Genomic DNA, 18,792 nt, shown 5'->3' on the forward strand with positions numbered 1-18,792 from the left:
AGTCTCCTTACTTCAGATTTGCGATATAGTGTTCAGCCTGCATGGCGGCGATGGCGCCGTCAGCGGCAGCTGTGACAACCTGACGCAGGCTCTTCACACGGATGTCACCGGCGGCATAGACGCCGGGGAGGTTGGTGTGCATGTTGTCGTCGGTTTTGATGTAACCGTTCTCCATGTCGATGATGCCATCGAACAGCTTGGAGTTGGGCAGCAGGCCGATGAAGCCGAAGAGGCCGAACATGCCGTCCTCGGGATCTGCCTCCACGGTGGTCAGTTCGCCGGTCTTGGTGTTCTTGACGATCATCTTGGAGAGGATCTCGTCGCCATCCACCTCGTCCACCACGGTGTCCCACATGAAGTTCAGCTTGGGATTCTTGAACGCCTTCTCCTGAATGGACTTGGCGGCGCGCAGCTCGTCGCGGCGGTGGATGATGGTCACCTTGCGGGCGAACTTGGTCAGATACATGGCCTCTTCCACGGCAGCGTCGCCGCCGCCCACAACGTAGACCTCAAAGTCCTCAAAGAACGCGGCGTCGCAGGTGGCACAGAAGGAGATGCCCTTGCCCACATACTGGGCCTCATTTTTGCAGCCGATGGGGCGGGGGAATGCGCCGGTGGCAATGATCACGGCCTTGGCAAGGTATTCGCCTTTATTGCCTACCAGCTTCTTCACATCGCCGTCCAACTCCACGCTCTTGATCACGTCGCTGACGCGCTCAGCACCAAACTTCTTGGCCTGCTCGGTCATGCGGGCAATCAGGCTGGGGCCGCTTTCGCCCTCCAGAATCTGGCCGGGGTAGTTTTCGATCTCGTTGGTGATGGCGATCTGACCGCCGTCCTGGCCCTTTTCAATAATCAGGGTATCCAGACGGCTGCGTCCGGCGTAAAGGCCGGCGGCAAGGCCGGCAGGGCCGGCGCCCAGAACAATAACATCGTAGATTTTGCTCATTCTTTTACGCTCCTAATTTAAGGATGCTCTCCCACGGCACCTTTTGGGCACCGTGGGAGCATCTTCATTCAAAATCAGACCTCGAAGATGGTCTGGTCCTCCACCTCGGTGGTCAGAGCCTCCAGGGCGCGGGAAACCAGCTTTTTACGCAGGGCGTACTCCTCTTCCTTGGTCAGTGCGGGGTTGCCCAGGGGATGGGGGATTGCAATGGTCGGGACAATTCTGTTGGCGCCGACCGTCATGGAGATGGGGGTAACTGTGCACATATGCACCACGGGGATGCCAGCGCGCTCAATCTCTTTTACCATCGTTGCACCGCAACGCGTGCAGGTGCCTCAGGTGGAGGTCATGATGACGGCATCCACTCCTGCGGACAGGAGCTTCTGCGCGTACTCAGCAGCAAAGGCCTTGGCGGAGGCAACAGCGGTCCCGTTGCCGACGGTGGTGTAGAAGAAGTCGTGCAGCTTGCCGATCTTGCCCTCGCGCTCAAACTCGCGCAGCACATCCACAGGCAGGACGCGGTCGGGATCCTCGTTGGCATAGACCGGGTCGTAGCCGCCGTGGGCGGTCTCATAGGTGGCCTCGGTCAGATCCTGCACGCCGGCGATGTTGTACTCGCCATAGTGGGAGGCGGAAGAGGACTCAATGTGATCGGGGTTGCCCTTGGGGACGATACCGCCGGAGGTGCACAGGGCAATGGTGGCCTTGCTCAGATCCTTAATGGCCTTATTGGGGGCCACGCGGTCGAAAGAGGGCATGGGATACTCGGTGGTGAAGGGCTTGTCGGAGAGCTTGTTGATCAGCATCTTGACAGCGCGCTTTGCACCGCGGTCCTTCTCAAAGAAGTTACGGCGGATACCGTTGGGCATATAGCCGTCCTCGCAGGAGGCGCCCAACTCTTCACCCTTCATCAGCTTCATCGCCAGCTTGGCCATCACGGGGGCGGCCTTGCGCATGCCGGCGGCGCTGTTGGTGGTGGCGACGACCAGGACCTTGTCCTTCAGATCGGCGCCGGGGTTTTCCTCATACATACCGGTCAGGACAGGGATACCCAGCTCATCCTGGACAGCCTGGCAAACATTGGCGCAGGCATAGCCGTAACGGCCGGCGTTGAACGCGGGGCCCGCGATAAAGAGGTCGGGCTTGGCAGCCTTGACCCACTCCAGGACCTGCGCCTTGGCATCCTTCTCGTGCTCAGCGAAATAGGAGTCGCCGCAGACGATGGTCTGGACGATCTCGGCCTCACCCTTCCAGGCCTGGTTGAAGGCCATGCCGGGGCCTACAAAGCCCTCCCGCAGCTCGGGGGGCACATGAGCCATTTCCTCGCCGCCGATGTTGGCGAAGAACTGGTTGATATAGTGTACTACACGATAACTCATTGTTCTCTAAGTCCTCCTTCCCTTATCTTGCGCTCAGGCAGTTGAAGCCCATCTCGTTGGTAGCGCCGGTGATGACCTGCAGCTCCGCCTCGATGGAACCGTCGGGACGCAGGGAACCGGCATGACCGCCGGCGATCTTATCCACATAGTCCAGCGTGCCGATGACCTTGTCCATCTTGGGCAGGACAATGACCTGGTTGGCGTTGCCGCCGGTGACCACAGCGTCGGCCAGAGGATCGGCGTCCGCCAGGGACTGGGACTTGCCATCCTGGCCGGCATACTCGTCGGTGATGATGGTGGTCTTGACGCCCTGCAGCTCGATCTTCTTGGTGTTCATGATCAGGTCGGTATCGGGGTTGCCGAAGCCCTCCTGGGAGACGATGGCGCCGTCCAGATCCAGCAGGCGGCACAGCTTGGCCGTCCAGTCGGAGGAGCGCTGCTTGTCAGCCAGGTAGACGTTCTCGTTGGTGATGATGTTGCAGACATAGTTGAGGCTCTTGCCGTGCTCTTCGAACAACTCGGCCACCACGGGGTTGTTCAGGTGGTGGTAGGTGGTGTTCTTGTCGCAGGCGGACACGCAGTTGCCGGAGATGATGGCGCCGTCCATGGTCTCAGTGGGGTTGAGGATCGTGGTCAGGGAGCGCTTGGCGTCCACGCCGTAGACATAAGTGTCATGCAGCAGGCCCTGGCTCTGGAGCATATGGACATAGGCCACGCGGGGCAGGTTGGGGAACTTCTCGATTCCCTCCTTGATGCCGTAGGTCTCAAAGGTCTTGACCTCGTCGGGGACCAGGTCGCGGCCCAGTTCACCGATGAAGGTGGCGGCGCGCAGGCCCACCAGACGGACCGCATGCTCATACTCGTGCTGATGCACGCCCTCCACGGGCTCGCAGACCAGCACCAGGTTCAGCAGCTTGGAGAACGGGGTGTAGTCGGCGCCGGGGCCGGACATGTCGATGATGCCCTCCTGGAAACCGACGATCTTACCGGCGGTGACCACAGCCATGCCGCGCAGGACATGAGTCTTGCCGGAGCCGACGGTGTCAACCTTGGCGATGACTCCGGGGAAGATTCCGCCAGGGCCCTCGACCTTCACGCGGGGCTCGATGACGTCCTTGACCGGGGTGATACGAACGCTCTCGCCGGGCTTGGCAATGTCAAATACCACGCTCTTGACGCAGGCCTTGACATCGTCGTCCTCGTATACGAAAGCTTTCACCTCATCGGCATTCACGAAAAGCGTTCCGTTTTCTACCTTGCATTCCTTTGAAAATTGAATGTCTTTCATCTGGATATAGCCCAGTTCCAATTTCAAAGAGAACACCTCCTTCTTATATTTTCCTTATGGTTGAGCAAATTTACTAAGACCCGCCGCCGCGTCAAAATTCAAAGCACCCGACAGCAGGGTATAGTCGATCAGTTGGAAGTCCTGCCGGATCTGGTCGGTCAGGACCACGTTGCGGGGAGCGAACTTGTCATAGGCTATAATGGCATTGCCCATGATCTCGGCCTGCTCCGCCGAGAAGCCATGAGGGACCTTGGAGACCACCACGGACTTATAAGGGGTCTCGTTGGGCTTGACGCTGCCGGAAAGAGGGTGGGTGTAGAGTGTATGCCCTTCATAGACCATATCCCGTGCCAGCACCAGGATTTCCCGGTAGCCCAGCGCCTCCTCCAGCCGGATGGTAAACCGTCCGTCCATGCAGCGCGCCACAAGGGGATTGTTGGTCAAAATCAAATAGTCTCTTTCCGAACTCATACCAGGCTCCATTTTCCATACTTTTCCGCAAAAAAGGGCCGAAAATCCTACTTTTCAGCCTACCGGCAGGTCAAATCCCCAAACTCCGGCTTTATAATCACCATCATACAGGAAAATGAAAAAATGGCAAGCAAAAAGAGGGATTTATAAATAAATTCAATCCGGTTTTTGCATTTTTCTGCGTTTTTGTCATACCTGCACAATTTTCTGCAGGGAAGTTATCTATTTTGTCGGTTGATTTGGAAATCCTATCCAAATGCAATTCGATTTGTCCATACCAAGAAAACATATGTATCTCATTCAGCTTTACATGAAGGCATTTCATCTCTTCCATGCAGTCAGCTATGCGCTTTATTATTCGTTGTGGTGATCGCTGTGCAGGCTTGAATAAGTATAAACCATAGCATCTTCATCCCGGCGTACAGGGCGCAGCCTGTCCATGGCAAGAAAACAGATCCCCTGCTATGCCCGGGTACTCCCATCCCCAGGATTTCCCTTTTTATAATACTCCAGGGCATAATCATAGAAGGCCTGGGCAATGGGGGACAGGATTCCCTTTTTGTGCCGCGCCGCGTATAGCTTCCGGCGGAGGCTCACGCTGTCAAAGTCAAAGGCCAGCAGGTTTCCGAACTGGCAGTCGCTCTCCGATGCGGTCTTGGAGATCACGGCGATCCCCAGCCCCTCGCTGACCATTTTTTTGATGTCGTCGGTGGATCGCACCTCCACGGCAATCTTCATCTGTGTCATGTCCACCCCCATCTCCCGAAGGAACTGTTCCGTCTCCTTCCGGGTGCCGCTGCCGCTTTCGCGGCTGATGAAGCTCTCCTCCAGGATCCGGCGGACGGGAAACCCCTTCTTCTGGTACTGGCGGTATTTGCGGGTATTGGGCGTGATGAGCACCAGCCGGTCGTCGGCAAACTCCTGGAAGGAGCACTTGGGGGCGTCCAGCAACGTGCCGCAGAAGCCGATTTCCACGCTGCGGGAGGAGACCGCCGCCGCCACCTCCTGGCTGTCGGTGATCTCCATGGCGAACTGGATGTCCGGATACTCCTCCCGGAAGCTGCGCATCAGCCGGGGCAGGAAATACTGGCCCGGAATGGTGGAGGCTGCGATGTGGATGGTGCCGCACATCTCCCTGGAGTAGGACTGGATGGCCTCCAAGGCCTCCCGGCGGAGCTTCAGCATGCGCCGGGCATATTGGTACAGCAGTTTTCCCGCCTCGGAGGGGAATATCTCCTTGGTGGTCCGGACAATGAGCTTGATTTTCAGCTCTTTTTCCAGCGAGGCGATATGGGTGCTGACCGTCGGCTGGGTCAGATGCAGCTGCTCCGCCGCCTTGGAAAAACTGTTGCTGTCCACCACTGCGGCAAATACCTCTAACTGCTTGATGTCCAATACCCATCCCTCCTCTCAATAGGAAAAGAGCGCCGCATCGCTGCAGCGCTCTTTTGGCGGGAATATGTGGGAATCGAACCCACCTGGGCGGCTCTTCACCACCTGCACCGGTTTTGAAGACCGGGGGGCACACCAGCACCCATCTACTCCCATGCGACGCTCAGTATAACACACCAGCCGCTGCAAGGCAAGTATGTTTTGCGTCAATTCGACATATCCCGCCCGAACCCCTGGGCCAGACGGCGGAAGTCTCCCTCTTTCTTTGTAACCTTATTCCGGTCAAAATATTCCAGCACGGCCAGCGCATACTTGCGGGAGGTCCCCAGGGCATCCCGCAGCTCTGCCAGCGTGATGGTCTCATGGTCTTCAAAGTGTTTGCTGACCACTCCGCACACCCGCTCATAGGTCTCCCTGCTCCAGCAGATCTGGGGGGAGAGCATCACCAGCTCCCCGTCGGAAAGCACGCTGTCCAGCACCTGCTTGGAATCATTTTTCTCATTGGGGGCGAACATGGCCATGACCTCGTCCACCGTGGCTGTCTCCACTCCGGCGTCCTGGTAAACCTTGAGCAGCCGCTCCCGGATGGCGGTCTGCCGTTTGGTATAGTGGATGTCGAACTCCGACAGTGCGTACCGGTCAGCCACCTTTTTGATCTTGCCCTCGGAACGCAGTGCACCCAGCACCGCGTCGGCCACCGTCTGCTCCGTGGACTTAAAGAGCTTCTGGCGCACTTCCGCCTGACGCATGCCTGCGTGGAGGGGATTGGCCTTGTGGTAGCCCTCCAGCAATGCGCGGCAGTTGCCCCACACCGTATCCAGCACCGAGGCCGCCAGATAGCGGCCCGGCAGAGCCTCGATGACCTCGCCGCGGCCCACCAGTTCCTGAAGGTCGGCCTCCATGTCCTCCGGGCTGCAGGAGAGCTTGTCCGCCAGTTTTTTCCGGTCCGGCAGGGCATAGCCGAACCCGGCCACCGCCTGCACCAGCCGTTCGCCGCCGCTCCCGCTCTCCCGGATGGCCAACGCTTCCAGCACCTCGGGGCGGTTGCGCTTGTGCCGCACCGGCGTGTCGTCCAACACCACGCCGCCGCCAATGGTCTCCAGGGGGGAGAAAAACCGGATGACAAACCGGTCTCCCGCCTTGGTGGATACGCTTTCCGTCATGCGCAGCTGGGCATAGCAGCTCTCCCCCGGCTCCAACTTGTCCCGGTCCAGCAGCACCACTTTGCACAGCTGCTCCGTGGAGCCGTGGTAGAGATGGACCTGGGAGTCGTTGAGGATCACGCGCTGGGAGTTGCGCAGGTTCTGGAGCCGGACGTCGATCATCAGCGAGGAGCGGACTGTGCCCGGCTTTGCCACCGTGTCTCCCCGGGAAACCTCCGTCTTTTTCAGTCCCGCCAGGTTGATGGCCACCCGCTGCCCGGCGTAGGCCGTTTCCACATCCTTCCCGTGGACCTGGAGGTTTCGCACCTTGGCCGTCAGGCCGGAGGGCACCAGTTCCGCCGTCTCCCCCTCCTGGATGCATCCCTCGATCAGCGTGCCGGTGACCACGGTGCCGAACCCCTCCACGGAGAACACCCGGTCTACCGGAAGGCGGAAGGGCACCCGCATGCTTTTCTCCGACGCCTTCATCACCAGCTGGTGCAGGTGCTCCTTCAGCTCCGGGATGCCCGCTCCGGTATAGGCGGAGACCGCCAGAACGGGCTTGCCCTCCAGGAAAGTGCCCTTCACCTGCTGGGCCACATCCTCCCGGATCATCTCCACCCATTCGCTCTCCACCATGTCGCACTTGGTGATCACCACCAGGCCGTCACGGATGCCCAGCAGGCTCAAAATGCCCAGATGCTCCACCGTTTGGGGCATAAACCCCTCGTCGGCGGCCACCACCAGCATGGCAAGGTCGATGCCGCCGGCGCCGGCCAGCATGTTCTTGATGAATTTTTCATGGCCCGGCACATCCACGATACCGGCCTGGGTGCCGTCGTCAAACTCCACGTGGGCAAACCCCAGCTCAATGGTGATGCCCCGTTTTTTCTCCTCCTGAAGCCGGTCCGTGTCGATGCCGGTCAGGGCCTTCACCAGCAGGGTCTTGCCGTGGTCCACGTGTCCGGCAGTGCCAATAATGATGTGTTTCATGATAAAACCTCAAACAGTGCAGTTTCCACCGCGGGGAAGTCCTCCTCCCGCAGTGTGCGCAGGTCCAGAAGATACCGGTCGTGGGCGATCCGTCCGATGATGGGCCGCTCCCGCAGCCGCAGCGCCTGCTCCAGCTCGTCCACGCTGCACCTGGCCGGGGCGATCGCCACCGCGAAGGTGGGCAGCAGCTGGGCGGGCACGGAGCCTCCGCCTACCTGGCACTGCTCCGCTACCACCTGGGCCTCCACCCCGCCCTTCACCAAAGCGTCGCAGAGCAGCTGCGCCTTTGCGCGCAGCTCCTCCTCCCGCGCGCCCAGCATGGCCAGCGTGGGGATCTCCTCCAGGGCGCGCTCCTCGGCATAGCTGCGCAGCGTGGCCTCCAGGGCCGCCAAAGTCATCTTGTCCACCCGCATGGCCCGGGTCAGCGGGTGGTGTGCCAGTTTTGCGATGTACCCCGCCCTGCCGATGATGATGCCGGCCTGCGGCCCGCCCAACAGCTTGTCGCCGGAGAAGGAAATCACATCCACTCCCGCCCGGACGGAGTTTTGAACCGTGGGCTCTCCGTGGATTCCAAACTGCTCCAGGTCCATCAGGGAGCCGCTGCCCAAGTCCTCAATCACCGGCAGGCCGTTTTCATGTCCCAGGGCCACCAGCTCCTCCAAGGCCACGGATTCGGTGAAGCCCAGAATTTTAAAGTTGCTGGTGTGCACCTTCATCAGAGCCCTGGTGCTGTCATCGATGGCGGCGGCATAGTCCTTAAGATGGGTCTTGTTGGTGGTGCCCACCTCTTTGAGCCTGCAGCCGCACTGCTCCATGATTTCCGGCACCCGGAAAGAACCGCCGATCTCCACCAGCTCCCCCCGGGAGGTGATGACCTCGCCTCCGGAGGCCATGGCCGAGAGAATCAGCAGCACCGCCGCGGCATTGTTGTTCACCACCATGGCGGCCTCAGCGCCAGTGACCTTGCGCAGCAGCGATTCCACGTGGGTGTAGCGCAGCCCCCGGCCGCCCCGCTCCAGATCGTATTCCAGGGTGGAGTAGCTCCGGGCCACGTCGTAGGCCGCCTCCGCCGCACGCTGGGAAAGGCAGGCTCTGCCCAAATTGGTGTGCAGGATCACTCCCGTGCCGTTGATCACGCCCCGCAGCGACGGCAGCTGCTGGCGGCGGCAGCGCTCTAATATCCTCCCGCACAGCGCTTCGCTCCCGGGCAACTCCGCCACCGCGCCTCTCAGGATTCCGGCGCGCAGCTCCTCCAGCTCGCACCGCACCGCCTCCCGCACCGTGGCCGCGGCAAGCTCCGCCTCCTCAAGGGCGGGCAGCTTCAAGAGCTCGTCCACTTTCGGGATTCCGCGCAGCAGCTCCCTGATCTCCATTCTCTCCACGCTCCAATCATTCACTCAATAAATTAGTTATATATGAAAAATCAATAAATGTAAATGCATATTTTGTAAATTTCCGCCCCGCCCACTGCAAATATGGACAGCTTGGTATGCAAAAATCGCATAACACGCGAAAAGTGCCTCCGGCGGTCCCGCCGGAGGCACTTTTCCTTCGCGACAGCCGCAGTTCAAGCGCAAGCGCTCTTCAATCCTTGTGAAAAAATGCGTGCACCGCCTGGGCGGTGGGTCGGGGGACCACCTCCGCCAGGACGTCCACTTCGGCCTCCCGGATGGCCCGGACGCTGCCGAACCGTTTGAGCAGCGCTTTCTTCCGGCTCTCGCCCACGCCGGGAATGTCGTCCAGCACCGAGTGGACGGCGCTGCGGCGGTGGCTCTCCCGGTGGAAGGTGATGGCAAAGCGGTGAGTCTCCTCCTGAATCTGGCCGATGAGGGAAAAGACCGCCTGATTGGCGGAGATGCCGATCTCCTTCCCCTCCGGCGTCACAAGAGCCCGGGTCCTGTGGCGGTCGTCCTTCACCATGCCGAACACCGGCGTATCCAGGCCATATTCACCCCGGATCACTTCCACGGCGGCCCTGGCATGGGTCTCACCGCCGTCAATCAGAAATATGTCCGGCAGTTGGGAGAACTTCTCGTCCCCGTCCTTCCAGCGGTTCAGCCGCCGCCGGAGCACCTCCTGCATGGAGGCATAGTCGTCGGGGTGGTCCAGCTCCTTGATCTTAAAGCGGCGGTAGTCCCGCTTGAGCGGCTTGGTGCCGGCAAACACCGTCATGGAGGCCACGATGTCGGACTTGCCTGTGTTGGAGATGTCGTAGGCCTCCATCCGCCGGGGCGGCTGGGTGAGGCCGGTCATCCGGGCCAGCAGGTCCAGCGTCCGGTCGCTGCGCTCCTGCAGGGTGGTGACCTTTTCCACCTCCTCCCGGGCGTTGTCGATGGCCAGCGACAGCAGTTCCGCCTTCTCACCCCGCTGGGGGATGCGGATATACACCCGGTGCCCCGCCCGCTCAAAGAGGGCCTGGGACAGCTCCTCGATGTCCCCCGTGTCAAACGGCAGCAGAATTTCCCGGGGCAAGGCGGCCCGGGGCAGGTAGTACTGGGAGGTGATGGCGGAAAGCATCTCCGCGTCGTTTTCGTCCGCCGGCGCGGAGAACACCTCCACCTCCCGTCCGGTAAGCTGCCCGTCCTCCACGTGGAGCACCGCGTACCCGCTCTTCACCGCGCCGCGGTAGATGCCCCACACGTCCGTATCCGCACAGATTCCGGCGATGACCGTCTGCTTTTTGCTGAGCACGGAGATAGCCGCGATCCGGTCCCGCAGCAGCGCGGCCTTTTCAAAGTGGAGTGCCTCTGCTTCTGCCGCCATCTCCTCCTCCATGGCCCGGCTGAGCTGCTTGGACTTGCCGGAGAGCAGCATCACCGCCTGCTCGATGCGCTTTCGGTATTCCTCGGCGCTCATCTCCCGGCGGCAGAACCCGTCGCACCGGCCCATGTGGAAGTTGAGGCAGGGCCGTTCCGCCCCAATGTCCCGCGGGAACTTGCGGCTGCATGTGGGAAGCCGCAGCGCCGTGCAGATGGCGTCCAGGGCCATGCGCGTCTCGTGCCGCCCGCCGAAAGGCCCAAAATAGCGGGCTCCGTCGTCGGCGATGCGGTTGACCATGGTGAAGCGGGGGTAGCTGGTCTTGTCCAGCCGCACAAAGGGGTACCCCTTGTCGTCCTTGAGCAGGATGTTGTACTTAGGGCTGTACTGCTTGATGAGGGCGTTTTCCAAAATCAGCGCTTCAAATTCGCTGGAGACAAAAATGGTGTCAAAGTGATCCACCTGGGCCACCATGGCCCGGGTCTTGACCGCGTGGGAAGCCGTGTCCTGGAAATACTGGCTCACCCGGTTTTTCAGTTTTTTCGCCTTGCCCACATAGATGACCTTCCCGGATTTGTCCATCATCAGATAGACGCCCGGCAGCAGCGGCAGGTCGCCCGCCTTCTCCTTTAATTCCTCCTTGGTCACCCAATCCCCCCTTTTACAAAAAAAAGCGGCTCCGTTTCTATCGGAGCCGCCGTTTTTACAGCCGGAATCTTATTCGCCGAAATTGCCGGAAACCAGATCGGCCAATGCGGCGACCGCTTCTTTCTCGTCCACGCCATCGGCGATCAGGGTGATGGTAGTGCCCTTTACAATGCCCAGGGACAGCACACCCAGCAGGCTCTTGGCGTTGACGCGGCGCTCGTCCTTCTCCACCCAGATGCCGCTTTTGAACTCGTTGGCCTTTTGAATGAAGAATGTTGCGGGTCTTGCATGCAGCCCAACTTCATTGTTGACAGTAATTTCCTGTGTATACATAGATACAGCACTCCTTCTCCACGCTTGAATTTCACGTTTTATGTCCGGAAACCAAGATGCCCAATTACCTATTATAATATCTGCTTTTCTCTTTTTCGTCAATGTTGTTTTTCACAAACATTACCTGAAAAGTGATTTTCCAGCACAGAAAAAATTATCATTTCCTCCAATTTCCAGATTTCACCATACTTTTGAGCGCCATTTTGCACAGTTTTGCTCCTTAGGTTTTGTGCAATTTCGCACCTGCGCCGCAAATAGTCCCGCCTCAGCGCAGCTCCACCACGGTCACGCCAGCCTCGCCCTCGCCGTATACGCCCAGCCGGAAGGATTTCACCGCCGGGTTCCGCTTGAGCATCTGGTGCACCGCCTTGCGCAGCGCGCCGGTGCCCTTTCCGTGGATGATGGTGACTTGGTTCAGCTTGCCCATGACGGCGCTGTCGATGAAGCGTTCCACCACCGGCTCCGCCTCCAGGGTCTCCATGCCCCGGATGTCCAACTCCGACGCAGCCGCGGCCATGGACCGCAAGCTCTGGGCCGCCCGCTGCTGGATGCTCACCGGCTTCTTCCTGCGCTCCTCCTCTTCGATGAGCCTCACCTCGCCGGGCTTCACCGTCATCTTCAGCATGCCGGCCTTCAGCTGCAGCGAGCCGTCCTTGCCCACAGAGACCACCTCTGCCGCCGTACGGACCCCGGGCAGTTCCACCAGGTCGCCCTCCCGGATGGGACGGCTGGGGGCAGGAATGGGCTCCGGCTCCGCTTCCCGGCTTTGCAGCGCCGCCTCCGCCTCATTCAAGTGGCGCCGGACGGCGGCCCGGGCGTCGTTGGTGTCCTGCCAGTTCTGAGCCTTTGTCTGCTGGCGGCGCAGCTCGTTGAGCTCTGCAAAAATCTGATCCGCAGTGTCCCGGGCCTCTTTCAGCACCCGTTTTGCCTCCGCCTCCCCTCTGGAGCGGGCCCGCTCCTTGGCTTTTTCCATCTGCTCCCGGAACTCCCGGGCCTTACGGGCGTCCTCCTCCCGCTGGCGCAGAAGCCGTTCGGTTTCCAGCTGCTTCTTCTCCAGCGTCTGCCGCTTCTCCTCCAGCTGGGTCAACACGTCTTCAAACCGGATGCTCTCGCTGTTCATCTGCTCTTTGGCAGCGTCAATCACCTGCTCCGGCAGCCCAAGCCGCTTGGAGATGGCAAAGGCATTGGATTTTCCGGGAATGCCGATCAGCAGCCGGTACGTGGGCCGCAGCGTCTCCACGTCGAACTCACAGGAAGCGTTTTCCACGCCGGCCGTGGTCATGGCAAAGGTCTTGAGCTCCGCATAGTGGGTGGTGGCGGCGATCTTCGCCCCCTTGCCCCGCACCTCCTGAATGATGGCGATGGCCAGCGCGGCGCCCTCCACCGGGTCGGTGCCGGCCCCCAACTCGTCAAAGAGGATCAGGCTGCGGCGGTCTGCTTCTTCCAGAATATGCACGATGTTGACCATATGTGCTGAAAATGTGGACAGACTCTGCTCGATGCTCTGCTCGTCGCCCACATCGGCCAGCACCCGGTCGTATACGGAAAGGGAGCTGCGGTCAGCGGCGGGGATGTGAAGCCCGCACTGGGCCATCAGCGTCAAAAGTCCCAGGGTTTTTAAACTCACGGTCTTGCCGCCGGTGTTGGGGCCAGTGATCACCAGGGTGTCAAATGTGTCGCCCAACTCAATGTCAATGGGCACCGCCTTGGCCGGGTCCAGCAGGGGATGGCGTGCGCGGCGGAGGTTCAATCCTCCGTCGGCGCGGATTTCCGGACGGCAGGCGTCCATCTGATAGGAGAGCTGTCCCTTGGCAAAGATCAGATCCAGATGCACCAGGGTATCGTAATCCCAGAGAATGTCCCCCTGGTGGGCGGCCGCCTCGGCGGACAGGGCGAAAAGGATCTTCTCAATCTCCTTCTTCTCCTTGGCCTCTAACTCCTTCAACTCATTGTTGGCCTGCACCACCCCCATGGGCTCCACGAAGAGCGTGGCCCCGGAGGAAGAGATGTCGTGGACCAGCCCCGGCAGCTCCCCCTTGCACTCCGCCTTTACCGGCACCACAAACCGGCCGTCCCGCTGGGTGATGATGGTCTCCTGCAGCACCCTTGCATAGGAGGGGGAAGAGATGATCCGCTGTAAGATCTGGCGGCTCTTGGCTCCGGCCGAGCGCATGTGCCGGCGGATATCCTGGAGCTCCGGGCTGGCGGAGTCGGCGATCTCATCCTCGCTGAGGATGGATCGGGTGATCTTCTCCTCCAGGAAGCGGTTGGCGTGGAGGGATAAAAAGAGATGGTCAATGGCCGTCCTCTGGCCGCTGTCGCCGTTGAAATACTCCCGGACCCGGCGTGCGGTGGTCAAAAGCCCGGCAATGGTGAGAAGCTCCGAGGTGTTCAGCATTCCGCCCCGGTCCGCCCGGGCCAGCGACTCCGCCACTGGTTTGATGCCAGTGAAGGTCGGGCTGCCGTGCAGCCCGATCATAGTCCTCGCCGCGTCGGTCTGATCCAGGAGCTTGAGCACTTCCTCCCGCTCCGTCTCCGGCCGGATTTGAAGCGAGCGCCGCTTGGCCTCGTCGCTGACCGCCTGGGCGCTGAGCAGTTCCAAAACCCGGGGCAGCTCCAACGTTCGTATGGATTTCTCAAATAATTCGCTCATATTCGACTCCTCTGCGTATCATAACAGGAGAATTATACAAACTGTTATCGGTTTTTGTCAGATTTTAATACTTTTATAAAAGCTCAGCGTACGGAAATCCCGCTCCAGCTGAGCTGCGGAGAAGGCCTCCGCCACTTGGGCAAACTGCTCCATGGGCTCCTCTCCCAAGGTAAAGGAGTAAAGCCGCTTGGCATCGCCGTAGAGGGCGTGCCGAACCGCCGCCAGGGTGGGCGGCGACAGTGGGAGGGACAGTCCCATGCCCTTTTCCCCACACGCCCTGCAGTGCAGAACGCCCTGGCGGATATCCAGCATGGCCTCCTCCGGTTCCTCTTTTCCGCAGTAGACGCACCCCTCCGCCAAAGGTTCATAGCCGGACAGGGCCATCAACCGCAGCTCAAAGGCACCCTTGACCAGCAGCTGGGGTTTGTGCAGCCGGTCCAGGGCGTACAGGGCATTGAGCAGCAGCGACAGGACCTCCGGAGCCGGCAGTTCCTCCCCCGACACGGCCTCTGTCAATTCGGCGAAATAGGAGCCCAGCGCCAGCAGCTCCAGGTCCCGGCGCAGCCCCGGAAACAGTTCCAGCGTGGCCCCCTCGTTGAGGAAGTACCAGTCCTTGCTCTTGTAGAGCGTCAACTCGGAGTAGGCAAGAAGCTGGGCGGAAGCTGCAAAGCGGCAGCCCTTGCGCCGGGCGCCCCGGGCAATCACAGAGACCTTCCCCAAGTCCCGGGTCAGCACGGTGAGGATTTTGTCCGCCTCTTTGGTCTCCGTCTCCCGCAGGATGATCCCCGGCGTCACCAGATGAGATGTCATCTATGTACCCTCCCCGCGGCGGAGAGACATCTCTCCGCCTAAGCCGTCTTAAAGCCCTGCTGTTCTTCCTCGGCGCACTGCTGTTTATATAAAAGGTAAAAAACCGGACAGCCGGTCTCGACAAAAAGCGTCCAATATTCGGTTCCGTCCATGTGTGCATCCTCCCTTTCGGGATTAGCATGGCGCGGAATGTCGAATTATATGACTGGCAATTCCTGTGCAAAGCCGAAAATCATGCCAGCATCTGTGGGTGCCGGATGCCGCACTTATTCCTCGTAGCCGAAGTTGCGGATGGACGCGGGGTTGTCGCGCCAGTTCTCCTTGACCTTCACCCAGGTCTCCAGATAGACCTTGGTCCCCATGAAGCGCTCCATGTCCTGACGGGCCAGTGTGCTGATTTTTTTCAGCATGGCGCCCTGCTTGCCGATGATGATGCCTTTATGACTGGCTTTTTCGCAGTAGATGGTGGCTTCCACGTCGATGATCTCGTTTTCCCGCTCGGAAAAACGGGTGATCTCCACCGCCGTTCCGTGGGGAATCTCCTTATCCAGGCACAGCAGCAGCTTTTCCCGGACAATCTCAGCCATCACCTGCCGCTCCGGCTGATCCGTGGTCATTCCGTCGGGAAACAGCTGGGGCCCTTCGGAGGCATACTTGTGCATCTCCGCCACCAGCTCCTCCAACCCTTCTCCTGTGTGGGCGGAGATGGGGATGATGGCCTTGAAGTCAGGATATGCCTCGTGGTACGCGGCCATCACCGGCAGCAGCTCCTCTTTTTTTACCGTGTCAATTTTGTTGATGCATAAAATGGCCGGCAGCTGGCCCTCCCGGATGCGCTGGATCAGCGCCTCCTCCGGCGCGCCCACATGGGCGATGGGTTCCACCAGCAGCAGCACACAGTCCACTTCCGCCACGCTGGCGTTGACCACTTTGACCATGTAGTCTCCAAGGCGGGTGCGGGCCTTGTGCAGCCCCGGGGTGTCCAGCAGCACATACTGGGTGTCGCCCCGGTTTGCAACGCCGTAGATGCGGTTGCGGGTGGTCTGGGGCTTGTTGGACACAATGGCGATCTTTTCGCCCACCAGGGCATTGGTCAAGCTGGACTTCCCCACATTGGGCCGCCCGCAGACAGTGACCATGGCTGTTTTTTTGATCTCATTCATAAAAGGTGATCCTCAACTTTCTTGAGCGTTTTATTTTTCCTGCAACAGCAGGGCACTCTCTATCGCTGGATGCCAAGCTCTGACAAAACGGCCTCTTCCCGCGAGCGCATCCGGGCCTTCTGCTCCCCCTCGTCCAGGTGGTCAAAACCCAGAAGGTGCAGCACCGAGTGGGTCACCAGGTAGGCAAGCTCCCGGCGGCCCGAGTGGCCGTACTCCCGGGCCTGTTCCTTTACCCTCTCCATGGAGATGGCCATGTCCCCAAGGGGGAGCAGCCCCGTGGCCCAGTCCAGCAGCTCGCCGGCGCTCTCCTCCGTGGGCGGGCAGTCCGGTGAAAATTCAAACATGGGAAAAGAGAGCACATCCGTGGGCTTGTCCACATCCCGCATCTCCAGGTTGATCTGCCGGATTCCCGCGTCGTTGGTCAGCAGTACGTTGACCTCACAGGGCACCGTGACCCCCTGTGCCGCCAGCGCCGTGCGGATGGTCTTTCGAATCAGCGCCACATTTCCCTGGCTGGCCGCGCCGGGCACATCCGCCGTCACCGCAATCCGATTCCGCTTCATTCTTCATCCCTCTTTCTCTTTTCCTGTCCGCCCGGTCCTGCACTCCGCCTCTTATTTTTTCACCCGTTTTCTCTTTTCATACTCGTCATAGGCCTTGACGATGCGCTGCACCATTACGTGGCGCACCACGTCCTGATTGGTCAGTGTGCAGATGCCGATCCCCTCCACACCGTCCAGCACCCGCATGGCCTCCTTCAGCCCCGAAGTTTTGTCGGAGGGCAGGTCGATCTGGGTCACGTCGCCGGTGATGACGATTTTGGAGCCAAAGCCCATGCGGGTGAGAAACATTTTCATCTGCTCCCGGGAGGTATTCTGGGCCTCGTCCAGGATGATGAAGCTGTCGTCCAAAGTCCGGCCCCGCATGTAGGCCAGGGGCGCCACCTCGATGTTGCCCCGCTCCAGATACTTCTGGTAGGTCTCCGCGCCCAGCATGTCGAACAGCGCGTCATAAAGCGGCCTGAGGTAGGGGTCCACCTTGCTCTGGAGGTCACCGGGCAGAAAGCCCAGCCGCTCACCCGCCTCCACCGCCGGGCGGGTGAGGATGATGCGGTTGACCTGCTTGTCCCGGAAGGCCGCCACTGCGGCGGCCACAGCCAGGTAGGTTTTTCCGGTGCCCGCGGGGCCCACGCCGATGGTCACCGTATTTTTCAGCACCGATTCGATATACTGCTTTTGCCCGATGGTCTTGGGCTTCACCGGGCGGCCTTTGGCGGTGATGCACAGCACATCGCCCGTCAGCTCACTGACCCGTTCCTCCTGTCCGGTGCGGGCCAGGCCGATGACGTAGCGCACGTTCTGCTCGCTGATGGGCTCCCCCCGGGAGGACAGCGTCAGCAGCGCCCGGATGGCCTTGCAGGCCAGCATGGTCTCCTCAGGCTCGCCGTTGACCCGCAGCTCCCCCTCCCGGTTGACCACCGTGACGTGGAACTCCTCCTCCAAAAGCCGGATGTTTTCATCGAAGGAGCCGAAAATATTCACCGCCTGCTCCAATCGTTCAATGCTGATTCGCTGTTCCATGGATACACTCCTTTGCGGCGGCGGACCGCCGATCAATCTGTGAGGTCTGTGGGTATGGGCACTGACTTCCCGATCTGCTCCACGCACTCCGCGGAGAGGGTGACAGTCAATATCCCGTCCTTTTCCCGGGAGGAGCAGATGGTGGAGGACACGCTTCCCTCATCGCCGATCAGCGTGGCAAGATACGCCTGGAGGATTTTTTCCCCTTCCCGCTCCGCCTCTTCCGCCGGACGGCTGACCTCCCGGGTCTCATAGAGCCGGTACGTCTCCTCCACCCAGCTGATGGGCAGCGCAAAGCCGCCCGGCAGCGTCCATTTGATTTTCCTGCTTATTTTATCATAATCCCCCGTGTCAATGCTACCATTCCCATAAAATTTTATCCGGCTTTTCCCGATGTCCAGCGCATAGCGGTGCCTTTGCGTCCCCGTGTCCACTTTTTGCGTCACGGTGAGCGGCATCTCCACGCTCAGCTGATACCAGGTCCTGGCATAGACCTTACCCATACCGGCCAGGACACGGGCGCCGAAGGTGTCCGTGTCGCTGACGCCGGAGATCAGCAGCTGGCCCGCCTCCACCGTGTCGCCCTCCAGCACCTGCTTGTCGCCGCCCAGCGCCTCCACCCGCACCACATAGCCGTCCTTTACCGCCACCACGTTGGCAGGGGATTTTTTGTCCGCCAGTTCCGGTTTGACCACCCGCTCCCGCACCTGGACGTGGGCCCGGTAGCCGGAGACGTTCACGGCGATCCAGGATAGCTCCGGGATATCCAGCAGCACATGGTTGCGCAAATCCTCTGAATCCACACTGAGCCCGAACACGCCCCGGGTCAGCCCATTTTTTTCAAGAGACCGCAGGATCTGCTCATCCGTCACCGTCCGATTCCCCTCCAGCTCAAAGTCCCAGACAAAAAAGGAGCCCAGCAGCAGCATCCCCAGGCACAGGCAGAATCCGGCCAGCAGCACCTGGCGGCGGCGGGCGGCGCCTAAGAGGAAGGGCACGCCTGTTTTTTTCTGCACGCTGAGGGTGCAGTCGATCTTTGCGGCGGCCTGCCGCAGCCGGCGGTAGTCCTTCCGGGTCAGGCGGCAGGTGAACTCCGTCGGGGAGCGCCACTGCAGATCCCACAGGGCGATGCCCTGGGCCGCGCAGAGGTTGAGCACCCGCTCCGGAAAGCCGGATTCCGCCCGCAGCCACACCTCTCCCCGCAGGAAGTTGCTTCCCTGCTCCAGCACAGTTG

15 protein-coding genes and 1 tRNA gene are annotated in these 18,792 nt (G+C 60.5%); all 16 read right to left on the reverse strand.

The annotated features are described in order from the left end of the window. Positions 1 to 7: 7 nt before the first annotated feature. Complete coding sequence (gene trxB, locus H8790_RS09810; protein WP_187332351.1) at positions 8 to 949, reverse strand: thioredoxin-disulfide reductase; 942 nt, start codon at positions 947 to 949, stop codon at positions 8 to 10. A gap of 74 nt (positions 950 to 1,023) precedes the next feature. After that, a complete protein-coding gene (gene grdB / locus H8790_RS09815; RefSeq protein ID WP_187332352.1) occupies positions 1,024 to 2,328 on the reverse strand; it encodes a glycine reductase complex selenoprotein B in 1,305 nt (434 codons plus the stop codon). Positions 2,329 to 2,350: 22 nt separating this feature from the next. After that, a complete protein-coding gene (locus tag H8790_RS09820) occupies positions 2,351 to 3,643 on the reverse strand; it encodes a glycine/sarcosine/betaine reductase component B subunit (protein ID WP_187332353.1) in 1,293 nt (430 codons plus the stop codon). 27 nt (positions 3,644 to 3,670) lie between these two features. Next, positions 3,671 to 4,087 carry a GrdX family protein gene (locus H8790_RS09825; protein WP_187332354.1) on the reverse strand — a complete coding sequence of 139 codons (417 nt, stop codon included), beginning with the start codon at positions 4,085 to 4,087 and terminating at the stop codon, positions 3,671 to 3,673. 462 nt (positions 4,088 to 4,549) lie between these two features. Further along, positions 4,550 to 5,482 (reverse strand): selenium metabolism-associated LysR family transcriptional regulator, encoded by a 933-nt coding sequence (locus H8790_RS09830; RefSeq protein WP_187332355.1) that lies wholly within the window; start codon positions 5,480 to 5,482, stop codon positions 4,550 to 4,552. A 54-nt stretch (positions 5,483 to 5,536) separates the two neighbouring features. Next, a tRNA-Sec gene (locus H8790_RS09835) sits at positions 5,537 to 5,633 on the reverse strand. A gap of 52 nt (positions 5,634 to 5,685) precedes the next feature. Further along, entirely contained in the window at positions 5,686 to 7,614 is a 1,929-nt protein-coding gene (selB, locus tag H8790_RS09840) for a selenocysteine-specific translation elongation factor (protein WP_187332356.1), read from the reverse strand. After that, complete coding sequence (selA, locus tag H8790_RS09845) at positions 7,611 to 8,987, reverse strand: L-seryl-tRNA(Sec) selenium transferase (protein WP_187332357.1); 1,377 nt, start codon at positions 8,985 to 8,987, stop codon at positions 7,611 to 7,613. Before selA ends, selB begins: the two co-directional genes overlap by 4 nt. A gap of 211 nt (positions 8,988 to 9,198) precedes the next feature. Continuing rightward, the gene (gene uvrC / locus H8790_RS09850) at positions 9,199 to 11,019 is read right to left on the reverse strand and encodes an excinuclease ABC subunit UvrC (protein WP_187332358.1); all 1,821 of its coding nucleotides are present in this window, start codon (positions 11,017 to 11,019) and stop codon (positions 9,199 to 9,201) included. Positions 11,020 to 11,088: 69 nt separating this feature from the next. Continuing rightward, positions 11,089 to 11,352, reverse strand: a complete 264-nt coding sequence (locus H8790_RS09855) for an HPr family phosphocarrier protein (RefSeq protein ID WP_187332359.1) — start codon at positions 11,350 to 11,352, stop codon at positions 11,089 to 11,091. A 265-nt stretch (positions 11,353 to 11,617) separates the two neighbouring features. Continuing rightward, on the reverse strand, positions 11,618 to 14,005 hold the full coding sequence (locus tag H8790_RS09860) for an endonuclease MutS2 (protein ID WP_187332360.1): 2,388 nt from the start codon (positions 14,003 to 14,005) through the stop codon (positions 11,618 to 11,620). Between the two features lie 57 nt (positions 14,006 to 14,062). Further along, positions 14,063 to 14,815 carry a DNA repair protein RecO gene (recO, locus tag H8790_RS09865; RefSeq protein ID WP_187332361.1) on the reverse strand — a complete coding sequence of 251 codons (753 nt, stop codon included), beginning with the start codon at positions 14,813 to 14,815 and terminating at the stop codon, positions 14,063 to 14,065. Between the two features lie 266 nt (positions 14,816 to 15,081). Continuing rightward, positions 15,082 to 15,978: a GTPase Era gene (gene era / locus H8790_RS09870; RefSeq protein ID WP_187332362.1), complete on the reverse strand. Its 897-nt coding sequence runs from the start codon at positions 15,976 to 15,978 to the stop codon at positions 15,082 to 15,084. A 59-nt stretch (positions 15,979 to 16,037) separates the two neighbouring features. After that, a complete protein-coding gene (gene ybeY, locus H8790_RS09875; RefSeq protein ID WP_187332363.1) occupies positions 16,038 to 16,541 on the reverse strand; it encodes an rRNA maturation RNase YbeY in 504 nt (167 codons plus the stop codon). A 51-nt stretch (positions 16,542 to 16,592) separates the two neighbouring features. Then, the gene (locus H8790_RS09880; protein ID WP_187332364.1) at positions 16,593 to 17,558 is read right to left on the reverse strand and encodes a PhoH family protein; all 966 of its coding nucleotides are present in this window, start codon (positions 17,556 to 17,558) and stop codon (positions 16,593 to 16,595) included. A 32-nt stretch (positions 17,559 to 17,590) separates the two neighbouring features. Next, positions 17,591 to 18,787 carry a sporulation protein YqfD gene (yqfD, locus tag H8790_RS09885; RefSeq protein WP_187332365.1) on the reverse strand — a complete coding sequence of 399 codons (1,197 nt, stop codon included), beginning with the start codon at positions 18,785 to 18,787 and terminating at the stop codon, positions 17,591 to 17,593. Positions 18,788 to 18,792: the final 5 nt, after the last annotated feature.

Origin of the sequence: Oscillibacter hominis, assembly GCF_014334055.1 — a bacterium.
GTDB lineage: Bacteria > Bacillota > Clostridia > Oscillospirales > Oscillospiraceae > Oscillibacter > Oscillibacter hominis.